An 18,182-nucleotide genomic window follows, 5' to 3' on the forward strand; every position below is an offset into this window, starting at 1 on the left:
ACTATATGTCGATCCAGACGTTATGAGCAAAGCATACCGTTATCTTTAGATCAGCAGGCTATCAATGTCTATGCTGAGCATAATGATTTGCCAGTGGCTGCTCATATTTTTAATGACTGTATTTTTGCGTTGGATAATTTGTTTTTGGAGGAGTGCCATAAGAAGATATCAACCAAAAGCAAAGGTAAGTGACCAAATTAGGTATTGCCAGGGACTGAAAAGCCTAATTTGGTCAAAACGTCAAACAATTAAGCAGTTGCTCTTAAACGCGACTCAAAATAACGCAGTCGATGTTACAAAATACTTGATCTGGATTGACAGAAAATTACCTTTAAGGTGTTGCGCGTGATTATCAAATGATGAATAATCACCTTACCGTCAATATTTGACGGTTCAGCATTCTTTTACTCTTTCCAAGAACCTTGGTGTTTGCTTGTATGTGTTTAACATTAACTGAAGCTAAACAAAAACTTAGAGCATTTGCTAGAGATACTAGCAAAATCAAGTTAACTGCACATGCAAAAGAAAGAATGAAAGAACGCTGTATCTCTATGAAGCAAATTATTTGCTGTTTTGAGCATGGAGATATTACTGAGGGGCCGTACCCAAATACTCGTGGTGATTGCCAGTTAAATGTTTCTGTTCGCACTGCAGGCGAATACATAACAACAGCTGTTGCAATCAAGCAGAGCGAGAACGGTGAATTCTCAGTAGTAGTCACTACATTTAGAGAGTAGGCTAAATTATGTATCACTATGAAGAATGCGGTCTGAGCAATATTTGGCTGCGCAATGGATTTACAATTGAAAATGATGAAGACTATGGTGAACTCGTATCTATTGAATCTGTTCATGAGCTTCATAATGCCATTGGGTTGTTCTTAATTACGCAAAAGCCTGACTTGAATGGTGAGGAAATTCGTTTTTTACGTAAAGAACTAAACTTGTCACAGAAGAATCTTGCTGGGCTTTTAGGAGTCAGTGAGACTAGTATTAGACATTGGGAAGCTGATCGCGGTTTAATTGGTAAACCTACTGAGCTATTACTTCGTGCATTATATAAAGAGCATGTTCAAGGTGATGGCAAACTAAGAAGTATGATTGAGTCATTAAATCATCAGGAACGAACTTTAGTACCAAGTGAAATTAGTTTTTCATATGGAAATAACCATTCATGGCATCAAACCAATTGTGAAATAGCTTAGTTAGTTTTATTTGATAGAAACCACCTTCGGGTGGTTTTCCTTTATGTGACATTTAGTAACCAGTTTGTTAAAGTTAGTACACTTTATAACAAACGGTGAAATTCATGAAAAAAATATTGGCTGCGGGTTTAATTGGTCTTGGGTTGGTGGGGTGCGCTACTCCAGCCTATAATTATCAAGCTATACCTAAAAATATAAGCAAACCGCCAATTGGATCAGTTAATAAAGCATTTGTAGGGGATCAAATGCTTGAACAGGGAATGGTGGTTGATCGTGAAGTTCTAAACGTCCCTGAAAATATTAAAATTAGTTTTGCTTATTCACTTACTTCAGGCATTTACTTAAAAACAGGCAAAAATGAAAAAGGGCAATATTTTCAGCCATTCAACACTGTCAGTGGTGGGGGGATGGTTCAGAAAAACCCTTTAGCTGACCCATTTAAAGTAGTTATGTTAGATACTGAAGGTAAGCTCTGTGTAGTAACAGTATTTAATGCAAAAAACTGTACTGATAAACATCAAGCTACTATGAAGACAGTAGCAATTGCATCAGATAATTCCTTCCAACAAACATTAATTTATAGTGGAAAATTTGGAAATAAAATTAATGTCGGGTACCGTGAATTCTCAAGTAATCAAGCACGTCCTGCATTCAATAATGATGTTGAATATGATTTAAGCCAATCTAAGCAAATAGGTTATAAAGGTGCTTTATTGGAAGTAATTGATGCCACTAATCAAGATATTACTTACAAAGTTTTGAAGAACTTTAACAAGGTAGATTAAGATGAGTGCACCACAATATAAACCAATGAGAGAAAGTGAAGTTTGTAATGCTATCGGGTGGGTGTTAATAGCTCTTGGCTTTATCGCAGGTTTTTTATTTATTCTTGCATTTGGTCGAATTGAAGTAGCTTCTTACTATGGTAAAGAAACGGTTTGGTCTGGAGTTATGATAGCAACAGGAATCGGAATTATATTTAATGGATTCCTTGCAGGCTACTTATTTCAAAAAGTAGCTAGTATTCTTCGTTACCATGAGAATAAATAATATCTTGCATAAGCACCCTAGGATGCTTTTTAAAATTGGTTTAACTACCCTGCTTGGTAATTATATTTAACTTAAAAAGAACTACCCACTCATTGAGTGGGTTTTTTATTGCCTAGAGGAAAGTAAAATGGCACAAGAATCCCGTTTGGTCATTGTTATTGATTCGCAAAATGCTGAACGTAATGCGCGTAATCTAGGCAATGAACTTGTTAGCATTGAACGTAAAGGTGAATTTGCATCTAAGTCTATGGACAGCTTGTCTGTAGCCACCAGAGCTTTAGCTGGACACATGGCTGGTTTATTAACAGTAGGTTCAGCCATTTCAAAGATGGATACATATACTGGATTACAAAATCGCCTTAAGTTAGTCACTAACAATCAAGTTGAACTAAATAAAGCAACGGAAGACACTTTCCGAATTGCTCAAAAAACCTATTCAGCTTGGGATTCTGTGTTACAGGTTTACCAGCGTTTTAGTGATAATGCCAAAACTTTAAACCTCACAATGGATGACACAGCACGTTTAACTGAAACAGTTTCTAAAGCTGTAGCAATTAGTGGTGCAAGCGCAGAAGCTGCTGATGCAGCTTTAGTTCAGTTCGGGCAGGCCTTGGCTAGTGGAACGTTGCGTGGAGAAGAACTTAATTCTGTAATGGAGCAAACCCCAGCACTAGCAAAGGCTATTGCTAAAGGTATGGGTATTACTGTAGGTGAATTACGTTCAGTAGCAGCTGAAGGAAAAATTACTTCACAAGAAATTGTAAAAGCGCTTAGAAATGTAGAATCTGATGTTGATGCTCTTTTTGCTAAAACAGATATCACAATCGGGCAGTCTCTCACACTCCTAAACAACGAGATCACAAAATTTGTTGGCGAAGCAGGTAAGGGAAGTGGTGCGGCACAGGTATTAGCTGGATCAGTTCAAACTCTTGCAAGTAATTTAGATTTAATTGCTGATGGGGCTTTAGTAGTTGGTATTGGATATATCACTCGTGCAATTTTGATGAAGAGCGCTGCTATTAAAGAGGGAATGGCTTCAACTTTAGCGAGCCGCCAAGCATCTGTATTAAATGCTCAAGCAGAATATGCAGAAGCTACCGCTGCTTTGAATGCAGCAAAAGCTCATCTCGCGAATGTGCGAGCAACAAATGCAGAAACCCAAGCTAAATTTGGCGCAACAGCGGCAGCAACTCGATACGCACAAGCACAGGCAGCAGTAACTGCTGCTACAAATGCACAAACAGCAGCTCAAATTAAGCTAAATACTGCAACTTCAATTGCAGGGAGACTAGCTAAAGGGGCGTTTGGATTAATTGGTGGGTGGGCTGGAGTTGCAACATTAGGAGTAATGGGATTAGCGGCAGCCTATTCTTATTTTAATAATAAGGCAGAGGAGGCAAAGCAAAAGCTTGCTGAACAAGCTAAAGTTGCTGAGAAAGCTGATGAGGAGTTAAAAAAATTAACTGGCAATGATAAGGCTAAAGCAGTTAATGATTTAACTACTGCTTTTAATGCACAAAATAAAGCATTAGAGAAATCATCGCGTGCTGTAGGGTCTGCATTAATTGATATCGAGAACTATGCACGAGGAAATAGGGAGGTTGAAAAAATTTCCCAAGAAGCGAGAACTGGAACTATCAGCTATACAGAAGCCATTGAACGTCTAAATAAAATTAAGTTGCCTACAGATCTATATGAAAATCTGAAAAAACAGGCTGCGCAGTATGATGACAATGCATCTAAAGCAAGTTTATCAGCTGAGAAACTTAAATTATTAAGAGTTGAAGTGAAACTTGGAGGTAATGAAGCACAAAATGCGGCAATTCAGCATCAAAAACAAGCGGATGCTTTAGGAAATACTGCTACTGAAGCAGAAAAGGCAACTAAGGCTTTGCAAGATTATCAAGCCAAGCAAAAAGATAGCGTTATTGATTCAATCTATAAATCAGGTTGGCTTGATAAAGGTTACACTGTTGCTCAAGCTAATGCCATTTTAGAACTGCAAAAAGCTAAAGGAATGAGTGCAATTTTGTCTAAAGATGAAATTGATAGCGCACTTAGAAATCTCAAGATCATCGAAGAACAACAGGAGCGAGAAGATAAATTAACTGAAGCTAAAAGAAAGCAGACGCAGGAAATTGAAAAACAAGCAAAACTTACTAAACGCTTGGTCGGTATTTCCGGTCAATCCGGTATTGGTACTGGTCCACATCTTGACGTCCGATATGGTGGCTCATTGTCAGGTCAGAAAGTTTCTAATGAACATCTGGCTCGATTACAGGCGGGAGGAAAACCTTTAACTTCCTACAAGATCAGTTCTAATTATGGTCCACGAAAAGCCCCAACTAAAGGGGCTTCTTCATTTCATAAAGGTATTGATTTTTCAATGCCTGAAGGAACACCAATCACGACCAATGTTGCTGTGAAAGATATCAAGACATGGTATGACAGCAAGGGAGGTGGTTATGTCAGTGAAGTGATCTTTGAGGATGGAGTGTCTCTTAAGCTTCTACATCAATCTCCCAAGATGCAGAGCAAGGTGAAAGGTGGTGCAAGTAAAGGAAGTGATAAAGCAGCTGGTGATATTCAATCTCAACTTGAACGTCAACAGGATTTGCAACGGTCACTTGAAAATGAGGTGGCTAGTGAAGTCGGACGGATTAACAATAATAGAAAGGCAAGACTGGAGGATGTTGATAAAGCAAACTTTAGCCCGGAACGTACTGCAGAAATAAAGGCGGAAATAAATCGTCGTGCAGATAATGATATTGCTATAGCCAAACAAGCCCTTAGAACGAAATTGGAAGACTATAAGGAGTTCCAGAAAACCGAGGAACAGTTACTAGAAGAGTCCTTTAACCGTAAAAAGTTCAATGCAGCTCATGACCTTGAATTAAGTAAGTTTGAGCAGAAGCAAGCTGTTGAATTGCTGGAACAGCAAAAACAGCAAGAGTTAGGGTTATTAAAACTAGCTCAGGAACAGCGGTTGTTTCAAGCCCGTTTATCTCTGCTTTCTGAAACGCAAGCCATGCAGGAACGTTACAGACTCGAACGGGAGGAAATTCTTAAGAATACCAAGCTTTCTATAGAAGAGCGGCAAAAGCTAATCGCATTATCTAAAGCCAATCAGGATAAAGAGACACGCGATAAAGTGAATAATGCTGTTCAAAACTGGGGTGGTATCCAAGCGGATATGAATGGTACCGGAGAATTTTTCAGACAGGATCAGGAACGATTTAGCCGTTTAAATGCTGCAAATGATTTAGCAGATAGTCAATTTGCTGCTACTGATCTTGATGAAAAAAATGGTTTAGATGTTCTAAATGCACACATGGAAGCAGGACTCATCAAGCAACAGGACTTCGAAAACCGGAAAACAGCTATCATTCAAGCTGCTCAGGACCAACGCAATCAGATCGCTGCCGAATATGCTCAGAATGCTCAGGATATTGAAGATAAGTATCACCAAGATCGATTGAATGCTCAAATTGCTCTTGGTGGCCAAATGATGGGTTCACTCACATCGATGTTTGGTTCAATGTTTGGCGAGCAATCAAAAGCATACAAGATCATGTTTGCTGCTGATAAAGCTTATGCCATTGCAGCTGCAGGTATTTCTATTCAGCAAAGTATTGCAAAGGCGGCTAGTGTTGGTTTTCCAGCAAATATCCCATTAATTGCAAGTGCTATTGCACAAGGTGCAAGCATCATTGCAAACATCCGGGCAATTAAAGATCAAGGCTTTGCTGACGGTGGTTACACTGGATCAGGTGGGAAATATCAGCCTGCTGGTATTGTCCATAAAGGAGAGGTGGTCTGGTCCCAAGAAGATATTAAACGCTGGGGCGGTGTTGGCTTAGTCGAGAAAATGCGTAAGAGTGCAAACCCTGAAGCTTTTCTCAATAACAATGCCTTGGCAGATAGTGTCATGCGCCGTGCAATGATGAGCTCTAGTGCCTTTATAGAAAGCCAAAAGCAGGCTGACATCTTTAATCAACCGGTTCAAGATACTCAGATTATCTATAAGGGTAATAGAGACACACCTAAATTAGCTTCTTCTGGAAATTTAGACTTATTCCATGATGGCAAGGTCTACTTCTCATCCAATGGTTTAGTTCAGGATCGTTCAAATCTGGATGATGTTCAGGACTTTACTTTAGGAAGTACTTCACGCCCTCAAGCTGAGATGATGCCTTCAATTGAGCCAGCTTCACCGACAATCAATTTCAAAATTGAAGTGATTAATCAGGTGAGTGGGGCGACAGTTGAAGCCGAACAACTGGACGAGCAAACAGTCCGGATCATTGTTAAAGATGAACTGGATAAGCAGCTTCCAAGAACGGTACCTAAGCTTGTAAGTGATCAAATCGCAAATCCAAACTCAACCATTAGTCGGTCTTTGACTGAGAATACGACAGCGAGAAGAAATCGTACTTAATAATTTGAACCCTTTTCGGAGGGTTCATTTTCATAATATTTAAATTTCAAGGTGATAGAGTCTGTTGGCATTAAAATTGATGGTTAAGACATGAAAAAAATAATTGTAATTTCTACAACACTTTTAGGCCTTACGGGATGTGCCATTCCTGCGGTAAATAATCTCGTAAGATCCACAAATATGTATCAGGATGATGTTTCGGGAAATACTGCAAATTTAAGGGTTTATAGAAGTAATATTCCCATGGTGCAGTTCTATATTACTTATCAAAATAATGAGGGTGAAAAAATTTCAAAAAACCTAATAACTAAGCAGATTTCAAATAATTTAACAAAGTATGGCTCTATGCATGAGCCCAAAAAATTAAATATGCCTAAACCCACAATCAGTTTAAATAATGGTGAAGAGTTTTTTGAGTTTAAAGTACCCGCAAATAAGAAGTTAACTTTCAGGCTTACTTCTGTTATTGGGTCAACTACTATGTATAGTTGTGATGTAAAAATGGACTATCAGTTGGAAAGAAATGGAAATTATGAATTGATCCGTTTAAAACAGATCAAAGATTTTGTGAATCCAGCTTTACTGACTGAACCATCTCAAGATGAAGCCTACTGCAAGTTTGTAGTAAAAGAGATTTTTGAAGATGGTAAAGAAACTATTATTAAATCGATTTCTTAATGTTAAATCGTTTTTGTAATTAATTTAAATATCTAAACCTTATTTCATCAAACCACCTTTCGGGGTGGTTTTTTATTACCTGAAGGAAAGTTATGTACAAGTTAAAGCTAAATCCTCAGACCAGCGGCTATGGCGTAACACCGGGTGATGATGTGAAACGTCAGCAGATGGATGGCGGTCGTGGTCGCTATTACATCGATGTGAAACGTAACAGCCACATTGTTGATGTGAACTGGAACTTAAGTAAAACCGATTTCAATAAAATGATGGCTTTCTGGCGGGTCTACCAGAACAAACCAGCCTCATTTTATGCGGATTTGGTGATTGATCAGGGAACACGTCAGCAATATCTATGCAATTTCATTCCAAACTCGTTCAAGACCAATGAAGTCAACGGCAACTTATATCGTGTGAACGCGCAGCTCGAAGTTGTTCAAAACCAGCCTAACCTGAATGCCGATATAGCATTAATTAAAGATTGGGAGGTCTAATGGATAACGAATATGCCAAGTTCTTTTTCAATCGGAAAGTTGATGTCTATCAACTGGAGTGTATTGAGCTATCACATCCTTCTTTTATGAATACTTATCGGGTAGTCCGTAATGATGACCGAGGTGTCTATGTACAACATAAGGAAGGATCCGGTCAGGTCTATTATGAGTTCTTGCCAGTCTCTATACAAAGATCCGGAATGCTTGGTGATCTGGACCAGACATTAACCGTTTCTATCTCTGGTCTAGGTGATGTGATGCCTGATGAGTTTGAACGGGTAATCGAAGGGCAATATCCAGATGTAAAGCCAACCGTAAATTACCGGATTTACAGTTCAGACAATCTGAACTCTCCAATGTTTTATTTACTTGGACTGCAACTCTCAAGTGTCGCCATGAACCATAAAGCTGTGACATTCAAGGCTGAATCACCACGATTAAATACCACTAAAACTGGGGACATTTTTGCACTGGATCGCTTTAGTGGTTTGAAGGGGGCTATATGAAAAGTCATGATCATTTGCTCGATAGGCAATATGACGAGGATCACTACAACTGTGTTCACTTTGTTCATGAAGCTGCAATGGACCTATATGGCATAGATCGGGCTGAAGCGCTTGAACTCTTTATGCAGCCTAAGGGCAAAATTACTTTTTTATCTTCACGGTTAAAACTTTTAAATCCGCTACCCATGCCCAAGGAAGGCTGCATAGTCGCCTTCCATCCGAGACAAAGAAATAAGCCCCCGCATGTGGGGCTTTTTCGTGGGCAAAAGATTCTTCACCTCATGGAAAGCGGAGTCACTTATTTGCCTGAAGAGGTTGTGATGGAAATGGGGTTTAATCGGGTCAGTTATTATGATTAAAGTTATTTATAAAAAAGACGCTTTGTCTGAAGAAAAGACAATTGAGCAGGCTCAAACCATTGGGCAATGGCTCACTTCAAAATATGAACATATGCCTGAGCATGTCCGTATCTTTCATACTACAAGCAATATGGATCATGCCGAAATTTCATTTGCGAATGAAGTCACACCAAAGAATGCATATGACTTAAAGCAGCTTGATTTCTTACCGGGCACTTTTATCGTAGTTGAGAACCCTAAATGGGTCGCGGCTATTGTTTCGATTGTGATTAGTATTGCGATCGCATTTTTAATGCCAACGCCATCAATAGCACAAACGACTCAAAATACTAACCAGTCTTCTTCAGCAAACAATGAACTTTCTAACCGGGAAAACAAGATCCGGGTGAATGGTCGTATTGCTGATAACTATGGAGCTGGGTGGAATACTCCCGACCTAATCGCAGTACCTTACAAGGTATATGAAAACAACGTTGAAGTTGAGCATGTAGTGGGCTGTATTGGGCGTGGACACTATAAAATCAATGGAGCTTATGACGGTGAAACCAATATTGTCGATATTGCTGGCGCATCGGTAGAAGTCTTTCGACCAGGTGTAGATATTGTTTCAGGTGAGCCATATTTCTCGCTTGGTACCGAAATTACCACGCCGCCACTAACGGTTCAGCATCAAACTTCTGTTAATGGCCAAGTTTTACGTCCTGCTGATACACAATCTTTAGAAGGTACGAACTACCTTCATTTTGCATATCCAAACGAGATTCTTCGGGCAACGGCAAACAACACAGATTTAACCACTAAGTTTGTAAGTAATGACCGCGTAGAAATCACCAATGCCTCATTCACGTTTAATGGCCAGACTTTTGATTTAAATGGTACTTATAGCGTTCTATCGGTAGCTGATGACCGTATGACGTTATCAAATCCGGCGGCCGTTAATGCTAACTGGTTAAAGCTTAAAGAGTTAAATAACCAACAAACTGCAGCTTTGTCACCAAAGATCAGTTCAATAGGTGAAAAATGGATTGGTCCATTCATTCTGGACAATGTTGAACGTAGCCGGGTGCTGTGTAATTTTGTGGCCACCAATGGACTTTATACCGTTTCTCCAGGTGGGTATCGGGCCGCTGTTAATGTCACGATTGAAGTTGAAGTAACACCGGTAAATGAATCTGGTGCAGCGATTGGTAATCCGATGCTGAAGCAGATCATTTTGAAAGGTTCGGCAAAGTCACGTCAGACCGTTGGTGCAACACTTGATATGGTCACGTTTCAGGGGCGTTGTAGTGTCCGTGCACGCCGTTTAACTCCGACTCCGACAGTCACAACAGTTGTTGATGAAGTAAAGTGGCAGGCGCTTTACGGTGCTTATCCTTTACAAAGCACAGTGTATGAACATGAAACGGTTTTTCGTGCGCGTACTTATGCAACCACTGGAGCTTTATCTGTTAAGTCCCGCAAGATCAATTTTGATCTTCAGCGAATGTTGCCGACTTATAAAAACGGGGCAATGACAACAGAGCTATATCCAACGTCTAGCTTTGCTGATGCTTTGGTATCTATGGCACTCGATGACAAGATTGGCCGCCGTTCGATCGATGAGATTGATCTTGAAAACATCTATCGGACCTATAATGATGTAGTTGATTATTTTGGTACGCCGCTAGCGGCTGAGTTCTGTACTACCATTGATGATACGAATCTATCTTTTGAAGAGCTGGTTACCAATCTTTGTGATGCGGTGTTTTGTACTGCATATCGGCAAAACAATAAGCTCAAGCTTTATTTTGAACGGCCAACTGATAACTCGGTAATGCTGTTTAACTTCAGGAATATCATTCCGGATAGTTACAAGCATGACCTGACCTTTGGCGTGATGGATGACTACGACGGACTGATCTATGAATACACGGATCCGACCGACGATAGCCGTATCAATATCTATTTACCGGATAAAGGAGCCAAAAACCCAAAAGAGGTGAAATCTGTTGGTGTACGAAACAAGTGGCAAGCGCATTTCAATGCATACCGGATTTGGAACAAGATGCGCTTCCAGCGCAAATCCATTACCTTTGATGCGGCACCAGAATCAGAATTACTGGTTTTACGTGACCGGATTGCTGTAGCGGATTATCGCAATGGTATTCATCAAAGCGGTGAGGTGGTACAGCAAGAAGGTTTAGTCCTCACCTTAAGCCATGATGTAGATTTCATTGCAGGCAAGAGCTATGTGATTTATCTGCAAATGGCGGATGGCACAGTGGACCTGATTCCTGTTACACCGGGTTCAGCCAAAAATAAGGTGGTTTTAGGGCGGTTGCCGAACGGGGCCTTAAAGCTAAGTCCTGATGATTTTGTAAATACCATCTATACAGTAGTTAATGATGATACTAAAGGTTCATTGCCTTATCTGGTTGCAAAAAGAGAACCGGTTGACCAGTTCTCTAATACTATTACAGCAATTAATTACGATGAGCGCTATTACCTCAACGATAAAGACTTTATTGACGTGCCGGTTGATGATTCTCCAATTTACATTCGATATGACCAGCTGGATATTAATCTGGCGCGTTTATATCAGATGCAAAGAGGGGATTTGCCAACGACTGGCGAAATCAGTTTTGTAGTTGAATCTGGTGCACTAGTTTCTAGTTCGAGTTCTTATCGACCGGAAACCAGATTTGTCTATAAATTCGACTACAACTCCAGTCCGCCGAAACAGGAATTTATTGCCCCTGCAGCGACTGAACTACCCGCCATTGATACTGGTGAGTTCCCACCTGATCTGGTGGTAAATCTGACTATTAAAGGTGCTGTTGTTGGGCGTGGTGGTGATGGCGGTTTACCTCATTTGGCATTTGGCGCATGGGAGTCCGATCCGGATTACAACTTTACTAAAACCCGACGTGATGGGTTTCAGGGAGCACCCGGTTTATTGAACCGGCACAGCAAACTAAACCTGATTATTGATGGCGGCACTCTAGCTCGAGGTGGATCTGGTGGTGGAGCAACACCAAGCGGTATTTACACTGGGTTGTCTTATGGTGTTCAAGGTATTCCGGGTGGAGCTGGTGCACCATTTGGACGGGTCATGACAGGCCAGCCAATTTCAAGCGACTCACAAGATTGGCGCTGGTATTTTGGAAGTTACTTCAATGTCTTAAAAATTACTGATGCCGAAGCTTCGGTACCCGGAAAAGGCTACCGAACCCAAAATGACCGTTATGGATCCCCATTATCAGGTGATGGCGGAAACTGGGGCGAACGTGGTACCAAGTCTACTAATGATGGAACATGGAACTGGAAATACCATGGCACAACTGAAGGTCAGCCGGGGCCAGGTGGACCTGCAATTGTGGGAGTTGCACCACTGACAACTCAATTGATTAATGGAGGGAAAATCTTACAAACCCTTTAAACCTTATAAGAACTTTGAGCACCCAATTCGGGTGCTTTTTTATTACCTAAATTTTCTGGAGAAATTAATGGAACCAGTTTCCACTAGCGGTTTTACAGCACTTTTAAAATTATATGGGATTGCAATCATGGTGACTTTAGCAGTCGGTTTGGTTGCAGCAGTTGTATTAATGACTCGTATGCCACGCTCACCACAAGAGTGGGCAGTTGGTTTGATCTGTACGGTTGTATCAAGTTTGGCTGGCGGCTCATTCATTATTGTGAAGTGGGGACTTCATGAATGGGTTACTGATGTATGGGGGATGATTGCTCTAGGTGGGTTCTTCTTTGTTTGTGGTTTACCCGGTTGGGCTTTAGTCCGTTGGATTTTTAATTTTATAGATAAACAGGAAGGTAAAACGATCGTTGAAGTGATCAAAGAGTTTAAGAAAGCCAGAAAAGACATTGAAAACAGCTAATGCCGCCTTCGGGCGGTTTTTTACATCTGAAGGAAACCGAAATGAACATTGAACAATATCTGGACGAGTTAATTAAGCGTGAGGGCGGGTACGTAAACAACCCAGCAGATCGAGGCGGTGAAACAAAGTACGGTATTACTGAAGCAGTAGCACGTACTAACGGCTTTAAGGGCAACATGAAAGATTTACCGCTTGATGTGGCCAAAGCCATTTATAAAAAGCAGTATTGGACAGATCCGCGATTTGATCAAGTGAATGTAATTAGCTCGTTAGTTGCTGAAGAGCTTTTAGATACTGGGGTAAATTGCGGTACCGGATTTGCAAAACCACTCTTACAGCGTGCTTTAAATTTGCTGAATAACCAAGGTAAAGCAGGTTGGCCAGATTTAACAGTTGACGGAATTTATGGTCCAGCAACTCTTAATGCACTCAAAACTTATCTGGCCAAGCGTGGAAAAGACGGCGAAAAAGTCCTGGTGCGTGTTCTTAATATCATGCAAGGGCAACGTTACATTGAAATCTGTGAACGCAATCCTAGCCAGGAACAGTTTTTCTATGGTTGGATCGCCAATCGAGTTGTTATATGAAAGTCTTTCATTGCAGACGATCAAAGATAGCTTTAACAATTACATTGCTGTGCATTCTATTTTCAGGATGCACAGCTCATACGATCAATAGCAATGTCAATGTCTCAATTTGCGCTAGAGCATTATAAAAAAAAGCCCTGAATGATCAGGGCTATTTAATAAACTTCAATTCACATACTTCTACAAAGCTCGAGTAGTCTTATGTTTGTTATTGTATAGCTTGATAATCCTCTATCTTTCATCCTAGGGTTGTGCACATACTTCTATCCTTAAATTGTGTAATGAAATTTCTTCTGTTGTAGTTGAGAAGCTTTTCAATCTGTTAAAAGAATCCAAAAAGCATCAAATGAATAAAGAAACTACTTATTTAACTTGAATCATCATTTTCTGTTTACTAATAAATGAAAGTGCTTGGATGTATAGGGATTGTTTTTTTAATGTTATGTTATAATATAACCTTTTCTTAAAAAAGGGGGGGATTATGAAACCTTTGGCAGCTTTACCGTTAATTTTTATAGCAATTCAGCAAGTGCAAGCTGAGGAGAGAATTGCAATTTTAAAGCCTCTTGTTTTTAAGGCAAATGCATTAAAGGAAAAAAATTATGTGGTGGACAAAGAAAAAGTAGAAAGTTCCAATACAATAGGTGATGCTCTTAAAAATATAACAGGTATACAAAGTACTTCATTTGGACCCAATGCAGGTGCACCAGTTATACGTAGTTTGAGTGGAAATCGGGTTGGAGTAATTGAAAATGGAGAATTTATTAATGGAATGAATGCATTTAGTGGAAATATTAATATACCATTCGATCCAATTTTTATAGAAAAAGTGATAGTGAACAAAAATACAGATAATATTCGTTATGGCGGAAATGCAATAGGCGGGAGTGTTCAAATAGAATCGGGTTTAATTCCTGAAAAAATTGAAGAAAAGCCAAACAAATTAGATATTGTCTTTCGGAAAGGATTTAATGATTTTGATGTAAAGGGGTTCAATTTTAACATCAATGATCAAAAAAACTGGTCTACAAATATAAGATATTCAGAATATGAAATTTCTTCTTATAAAATTCCAGGAAATAGTAAAGCCAAATTATGTGAAGACCAGATTTTTTCAAATTCAGGTGGGATCAATAGTGCATTAGCAGCTTCCTGTCAAAAAGATAGTAGAGTCCAACATATTTATAACAAGTCGTCACAACCATACATAGATAAATTTATGACTGAGAATCCTGATTGGGCAGATGGCGATTTTTCTTTTTATACAGATAAGCCCACATCTATATGGGGAGGAAAAACATATATAAATCCAAAAAATCCAGAGTACATACCTAATACTCCGCAAAATACAATAAAAAAGATCAATACGGATGTTACACCAAATTATTTTAAAAAATTAGGTAACAGTTATGCTCAGAATGAGAATATTGGGTTTGGAACAACATACTTTTTTGATAAAGGTTTCATTGGATTGAGTGCAGATAAGAAAAAAAGTGAATATGGTGTACCAGGATTTTCATTACAAAATCAATCTTTTGCTGATTCTTATGAAACATTACCGGTTGGTGTGAAAATAGATCAAAATCGTTTTGTATTAAATTCCAATTTTATCCAACCAATTTCCTCTGCAGAAGAGATAAGTTTGAATTTTCAACAGCTTTCTAATAAATCTGGAGAATATGTTGGTACTGCAAAAGCTAATGAGTATAAAATTGATAATCAATTAATTGAATTAATAATGAAACAGTCATCCTTTAAGGGATTAGATGGGATACTTGGTTTTAGCCTTAAAAATAGGAATATCGAAGGAAGTGGTACTCAGCGCTATTTACCTAATGTAAGTACTATTAGTAAAGCTATATTCTTACAAGAAGAATTAAATATCAAACAATTTACTTTAAATACGGGCTATCGTTTTGAAAGAATTGAACATGAGCTTCAAGATAATGATTTTAAACTAGCAAGAAATGCTAGTAATTCAAGAATAGAAAATAGAAAATATAATTTAAACCAATATTTTATCGGAGGAGAATATAAGGTTAATAATTTTATAAATTTAAAAGTTGATTATGGTATTTCAGAAAGAGCACCTGAAGTGAATGAGCTCTATTCAAGTAATGTTCACTATTCTGTTATGGCACAAGAAGAAGGCGACCAGAATCTCAAACCAGAAAAATCTAAAAGTTTAGAGTTAGGTATGTTTTTGAATTGGAATAATTGGGTCATGCAACTTGTTGGGTATCAAATGGATTTTGAAAATTATATGTATTTATCTCATTCAGGTGTTGCTGTGCAAAATCGATTACCTTTAAAATACTGGAAACAGACAGACACTGACGTCAAAGGGTTTGAAATTGATTTAATTTATGATTTTAATCTAGCTCATATTGGGAATATTAAACTAGGTGGTTTAGCTGATTTTGTTAAAAATAAGGCTGTTAATCCTACAGATATAAGGTTAGCTAATGATGGAGTTTACCTACCAAATATGCCTACTAATCGTTATGGCATGTTTCTTGAGTGGAGAAATGATTCTTGGAAAGGTAAAATTTCAAGTATTTACTACGATGAGCCAAGATATCTAGGTAAGAATGTAATACAGGAAGTTCCTTTATCTGGTTACAACTTACTTGAATTTAAGATAGATAAAAAATTAAAGATTAAAAATGCTTCATTTGATATATTTTTAAATGGTACAAATCTGCTGAACGAAGAGGCTAGACCACAAAACTCTCCTCTAAAATATATTGCCCCTCTACCAGGGCGAGCATTTCAACTGGGGATAACTATGCATATTTAGGTTGCTAAAGATATAAAGTTAGTTCTTATCTCCTGTCTTCAAATTTAGTAATAAAAATATAGTCTTAAAGCCGAATAATTAATCGGTTTTAAGATTTTAAAATAATCAATTATAAAGTTTAAAATTTTTTATTTATAAAATGTGTTCAAATAATGAACTGATTTTTTAGCTCAAGGAGCCATCGTCATATAAATAAAGAATATTACAAAGGTTCTTTTTTAATTTTTCTTTAAGGTATGGTATCTAATCTTAGCATTTTTTATATTTAATGGTTTTTAAAAATGGCACTTAATGTTTTTAAATTCAAAAAAATATGCAAGGATGTTACACTATTAAATTTTAATTTGCTTTTATCTATCTGGCTAGGTTTATTTCTGAATATAGGTTTTTTTAAAAAAATCCATCAACTTACACCTTATAATGGTATTAAGTCAGTTCTTTTCTTAGGGGCGACATTAGTTATTTTAATAGCGGCATATAATTTAATTTTTCAATTAATAAATTGGAAATGGACTGCCAAAATCTTTGCAATTTTATTGATATTTATTGGTGGCTTTAGCTCTTATTTTGTAAACACATTGGGTGTCATTATTTCACCCGACCAAATTCAAAATATGGTGCAGACCGATGTTTCGGAATTTACCGATCTAATCTCTTTACGCTTTGTTTTATGGACAGTTTTTTTTGTTATTTTGCCCATTTTTTTAATTACTCAAGTTAAATTTAAACAAGAAAAAGCATCACGGTTGTTATTGAAGAAAGTATTCTCACTGGTAGCTTCATTTGCAGTGGTCGGTGTTTTACTTTTTACTTACTATGTCGATTTCGCTGCAATATTTCGTGAGCATCGTGATTTAAAAGGGATGATTTCACCGCAAAATAGTATTTCATCGCTTATGTCTTACTATCATAAGAAGGCTCCGAAGAAAAATCTGCCTCTTGTGATATATGGACAAGATGCTCATCAAGTTCAGCAAGTACAAAAGAACCTCCCTAAGTTAATGATACTTGTTGTAGGTGAAACGGCACGTGCCGAAAGTTTCTCTCTAAATGGGTATGCAAAAAATACGAATCCGGAGCTTTCTAAACAAGATATTTTCAACTTTTCGCAAGTGAGCTCATGCGGTACGGCGACAGCTGTTTCTGTGCCATGTATGTTCTCGGGTATGCCACGTGTAGATTATGATGAGCAATTAGCTAGTCACCGCGAAGGTTTATTAGATATTGCAAAACGTGCGGGTTACCAAGTGACTTGGATTGATAATAACTCGGGTTGTAAAGGTGCATGTGATCGCGTTGAACAATACCAGATTCCAGAAAACTTAAAGAAAAAATGGTGTAAAGATGGCGAATGTTATGATGACATTCTCATTGACAGCTTAAAGCAGTATTTGGCTACTATTGCCAAAGATGATGATCGTCCGCGTTTGATTGTTCTGCATCAAGTGGGTAGTCATGGACCTGCATATTACAAGCGTGCACCTGAGGCATATCAACCTTTTAAACCGACTTGTGATACTAATGCGATACAGGGCTGTTCGCAAACTGAATTGCTAAATAGTTATGATAATACAATTGTATATACAGACCATGTATTAAGCCAAATGATTAATACTCTAAAAGAAATATCAAAGTATCAGACAGGTTTATGGTATTTATCTGATCATGGCGAATCAACCGGAGAACATGGTTTATATTTACATGGTTCACCTTATGCAATCGCACCGAGCCAACAAACACATGTACCAATGATTATGTGGTTCTCTGAAAGTTGGAAACAACATAATCTTGCTCAAGTGAATTGTTTAAGCCAACAAACTAAACAAAAGTTAAGTCAGGATAATTTATTCCCAAGTTTGTTAAGTTTGCTGGATGTAAAAACTCAGGTAGTAAATAACAAACTTGATATGTTGAGCCAATGTAAATAAATATATTTTTAATTTATATAAAACGAAGCAAAATAGACTTGCTTCGTTTTATAAAATGTATTGGTTCTTTTATATTTAAAAAATAAGAGGGCAGTCGTAACCCGGATAAACACCATTCTTATAGTCGAATGTCGGTTCGAATAGATCTAGTAGGTGAACTCGATCTTTATTTATAGGTTCATAGTTCGCGCACATACAAAGTAACCTCTTTATGATTTTCGAAATTACTTTTCCATCATAACTAATATAAATAAAAAGAGGGTAAA

General features: G+C 38.1%; 14 protein-coding genes and 1 pseudogene. 14 read left to right on the forward strand and 1 reads right to left on the reverse strand.

The features are described 5' to 3' along the window. The first annotated feature begins 437 nt into the window (after positions 1-437). From EGT34_RS17100 to EGT34_RS17165, 14 genes are all read left to right on the forward strand, one after another. A complete protein-coding gene (locus EGT34_RS17100) occupies positions 438-737 on the forward strand; it encodes a DUF4258 domain-containing protein (RefSeq protein ID WP_000335868.1) in 300 nt (99 codons plus the stop codon). A gap of 8 nt (positions 738-745) precedes the next feature. Continuing rightward, the gene (locus tag EGT34_RS17105; RefSeq protein ID WP_000274931.1) at positions 746-1,204 is read left to right on the forward strand and encodes a helix-turn-helix domain-containing protein; all 459 of its coding nucleotides are present in this window, start codon (positions 746-748) and stop codon (positions 1,202-1,204) included. Between the two features lie 104 nt (positions 1,205-1,308). Then, a complete protein-coding gene (locus EGT34_RS17110; RefSeq protein WP_000721572.1) occupies positions 1,309-1,989 on the forward strand; it encodes a hypothetical protein in 681 nt (226 codons plus the stop codon). A 1-nt stretch (position 1,990) separates the two neighbouring features. Further along, complete coding sequence (locus EGT34_RS17115) at positions 1,991-2,254, forward strand: hypothetical protein (protein WP_001275792.1); 264 nt, start codon at positions 1,991-1,993, stop codon at positions 2,252-2,254. Positions 2,255-2,381: 127 nt separating this feature from the next. Beyond that, entirely contained in the window at positions 2,382-6,692 is a 4,311-nt protein-coding gene (locus tag EGT34_RS17120) for a tape measure protein (protein WP_000046573.1), read from the forward strand. A 90-nt stretch (positions 6,693-6,782) separates the two neighbouring features. Then, complete coding sequence (locus EGT34_RS17125) at positions 6,783-7,370, forward strand: hypothetical protein (protein ID WP_000721057.1); 588 nt, start codon at positions 6,783-6,785, stop codon at positions 7,368-7,370. Positions 7,371-7,462: 92 nt separating this feature from the next. After that, positions 7,463-7,861, forward strand: coding sequence for a hypothetical protein (locus EGT34_RS17130; protein WP_000277448.1), 399 nt, complete (start codon positions 7,463-7,465; stop codon positions 7,859-7,861). After that, on the forward strand, positions 7,861-8,367 hold the full coding sequence (locus tag EGT34_RS17135; RefSeq protein WP_000368388.1) for a DUF1833 family protein: 507 nt from the start codon (positions 7,861-7,863) through the stop codon (positions 8,365-8,367). The genes EGT34_RS17130 and EGT34_RS17135 overlap by 1 nt, the downstream gene beginning before the upstream one ends. Beyond that, positions 8,364-8,726, forward strand: coding sequence for a hypothetical protein (locus EGT34_RS17140; RefSeq protein WP_000835160.1), 363 nt, complete (start codon positions 8,364-8,366; stop codon positions 8,724-8,726). Before EGT34_RS17135 ends, EGT34_RS17140 begins: the two co-directional genes overlap by 4 nt. Then, entirely contained in the window at positions 8,719-12,144 is a 3,426-nt protein-coding gene (locus EGT34_RS17145) for a host specificity factor TipJ family phage tail protein (RefSeq protein ID WP_060454634.1), read from the forward strand. Before EGT34_RS17140 ends, EGT34_RS17145 begins: the two co-directional genes overlap by 8 nt. 67 nt (positions 12,145-12,211) lie before the next feature. After that, positions 12,212-12,601, forward strand: coding sequence for a hypothetical protein (locus tag EGT34_RS17150; protein ID WP_000433907.1), 390 nt, complete (start codon positions 12,212-12,214; stop codon positions 12,599-12,601). A 41-nt stretch (positions 12,602-12,642) separates the two neighbouring features. Beyond that, positions 12,643-13,188, forward strand: a complete 546-nt coding sequence (locus tag EGT34_RS17155) for a glycoside hydrolase family 108 protein (protein ID WP_001019739.1) — start codon at positions 12,643-12,645, stop codon at positions 13,186-13,188. Between the two features lie 481 nt (positions 13,189-13,669). Next, positions 13,670-15,988, forward strand: a complete 2,319-nt coding sequence (locus EGT34_RS17160) for a TonB-dependent receptor (RefSeq protein ID WP_060454635.1) — start codon at positions 13,670-13,672, stop codon at positions 15,986-15,988. A gap of 281 nt (positions 15,989-16,269) precedes the next feature. Further along, complete coding sequence (locus tag EGT34_RS17165; RefSeq protein ID WP_001207327.1) at positions 16,270-17,916, forward strand: phosphoethanolamine transferase; 1,647 nt, start codon at positions 16,270-16,272, stop codon at positions 17,914-17,916. Between the two features lie 78 nt (positions 17,917-17,994). Here the strand turns inward: EGT34_RS17165 and EGT34_RS21135 are convergent. After that, positions 17,995-18,111 (reverse strand): annotated as a pseudogene (locus tag EGT34_RS21135) (SOS response-associated peptidase); the annotation flags it as partial. Positions 18,112-18,182 lie beyond the last annotated feature (71 nt).

This window comes from Acinetobacter sp. FDAARGOS_558 (assembly GCF_003937785.1).
Lineage (GTDB): Bacteria > Pseudomonadota > Gammaproteobacteria > Pseudomonadales > Moraxellaceae > Acinetobacter > Acinetobacter baumannii.

Coding starts and splice junctions, on each gene's coding strand:
- EGT34_RS17160 (WP_060454635.1), top strand. CDS start 13,670: ATGAAACCTTTGGCAGCTTTACCGTTAATTTTTATAGCAATTCAGCAA.
- EGT34_RS17125 (WP_000721057.1), top strand. CDS start 6,783: ATGAAAAAAATAATTGTAATTTCTACAACACTTTTAGGCCTTACGGGA.
- EGT34_RS17150 (WP_000433907.1), top strand. CDS start 12,212: ATGGAACCAGTTTCCACTAGCGGTTTTACAGCACTTTTAAAATTATAT.
- EGT34_RS17130 (WP_000277448.1), top strand. CDS start 7,463: ATGTACAAGTTAAAGCTAAATCCTCAGACCAGCGGCTATGGCGTAACA.
- EGT34_RS17135 (WP_000368388.1), top strand. CDS start 7,861: ATGGATAACGAATATGCCAAGTTCTTTTTCAATCGGAAAGTTGATGTC.
- EGT34_RS17100 (WP_000335868.1), top strand. CDS start 438: ATGTGTTTAACATTAACTGAAGCTAAACAAAAACTTAGAGCATTTGCT.
- EGT34_RS17120 (WP_000046573.1), top strand. CDS start 2,382: ATGGCACAAGAATCCCGTTTGGTCATTGTTATTGATTCGCAAAATGCT.
- EGT34_RS17105 (WP_000274931.1), top strand. CDS start 746: ATGTATCACTATGAAGAATGCGGTCTGAGCAATATTTGGCTGCGCAAT.
- EGT34_RS17155 (WP_001019739.1), top strand. CDS start 12,643: ATGAACATTGAACAATATCTGGACGAGTTAATTAAGCGTGAGGGCGGG.
- EGT34_RS17110 (WP_000721572.1), top strand. CDS start 1,309: ATGAAAAAAATATTGGCTGCGGGTTTAATTGGTCTTGGGTTGGTGGGG.
- EGT34_RS17165 (WP_001207327.1), top strand. CDS start 16,270: ATGGCACTTAATGTTTTTAAATTCAAAAAAATATGCAAGGATGTTACA.
- EGT34_RS17115 (WP_001275792.1), top strand. CDS start 1,991: ATGAGTGCACCACAATATAAACCAATGAGAGAAAGTGAAGTTTGTAAT.
- EGT34_RS17145 (WP_060454634.1), top strand. CDS start 8,719: ATGATTAAAGTTATTTATAAAAAAGACGCTTTGTCTGAAGAAAAGACA.
- EGT34_RS17140 (WP_000835160.1), top strand. CDS start 8,364: ATGAAAAGTCATGATCATTTGCTCGATAGGCAATATGACGAGGATCAC.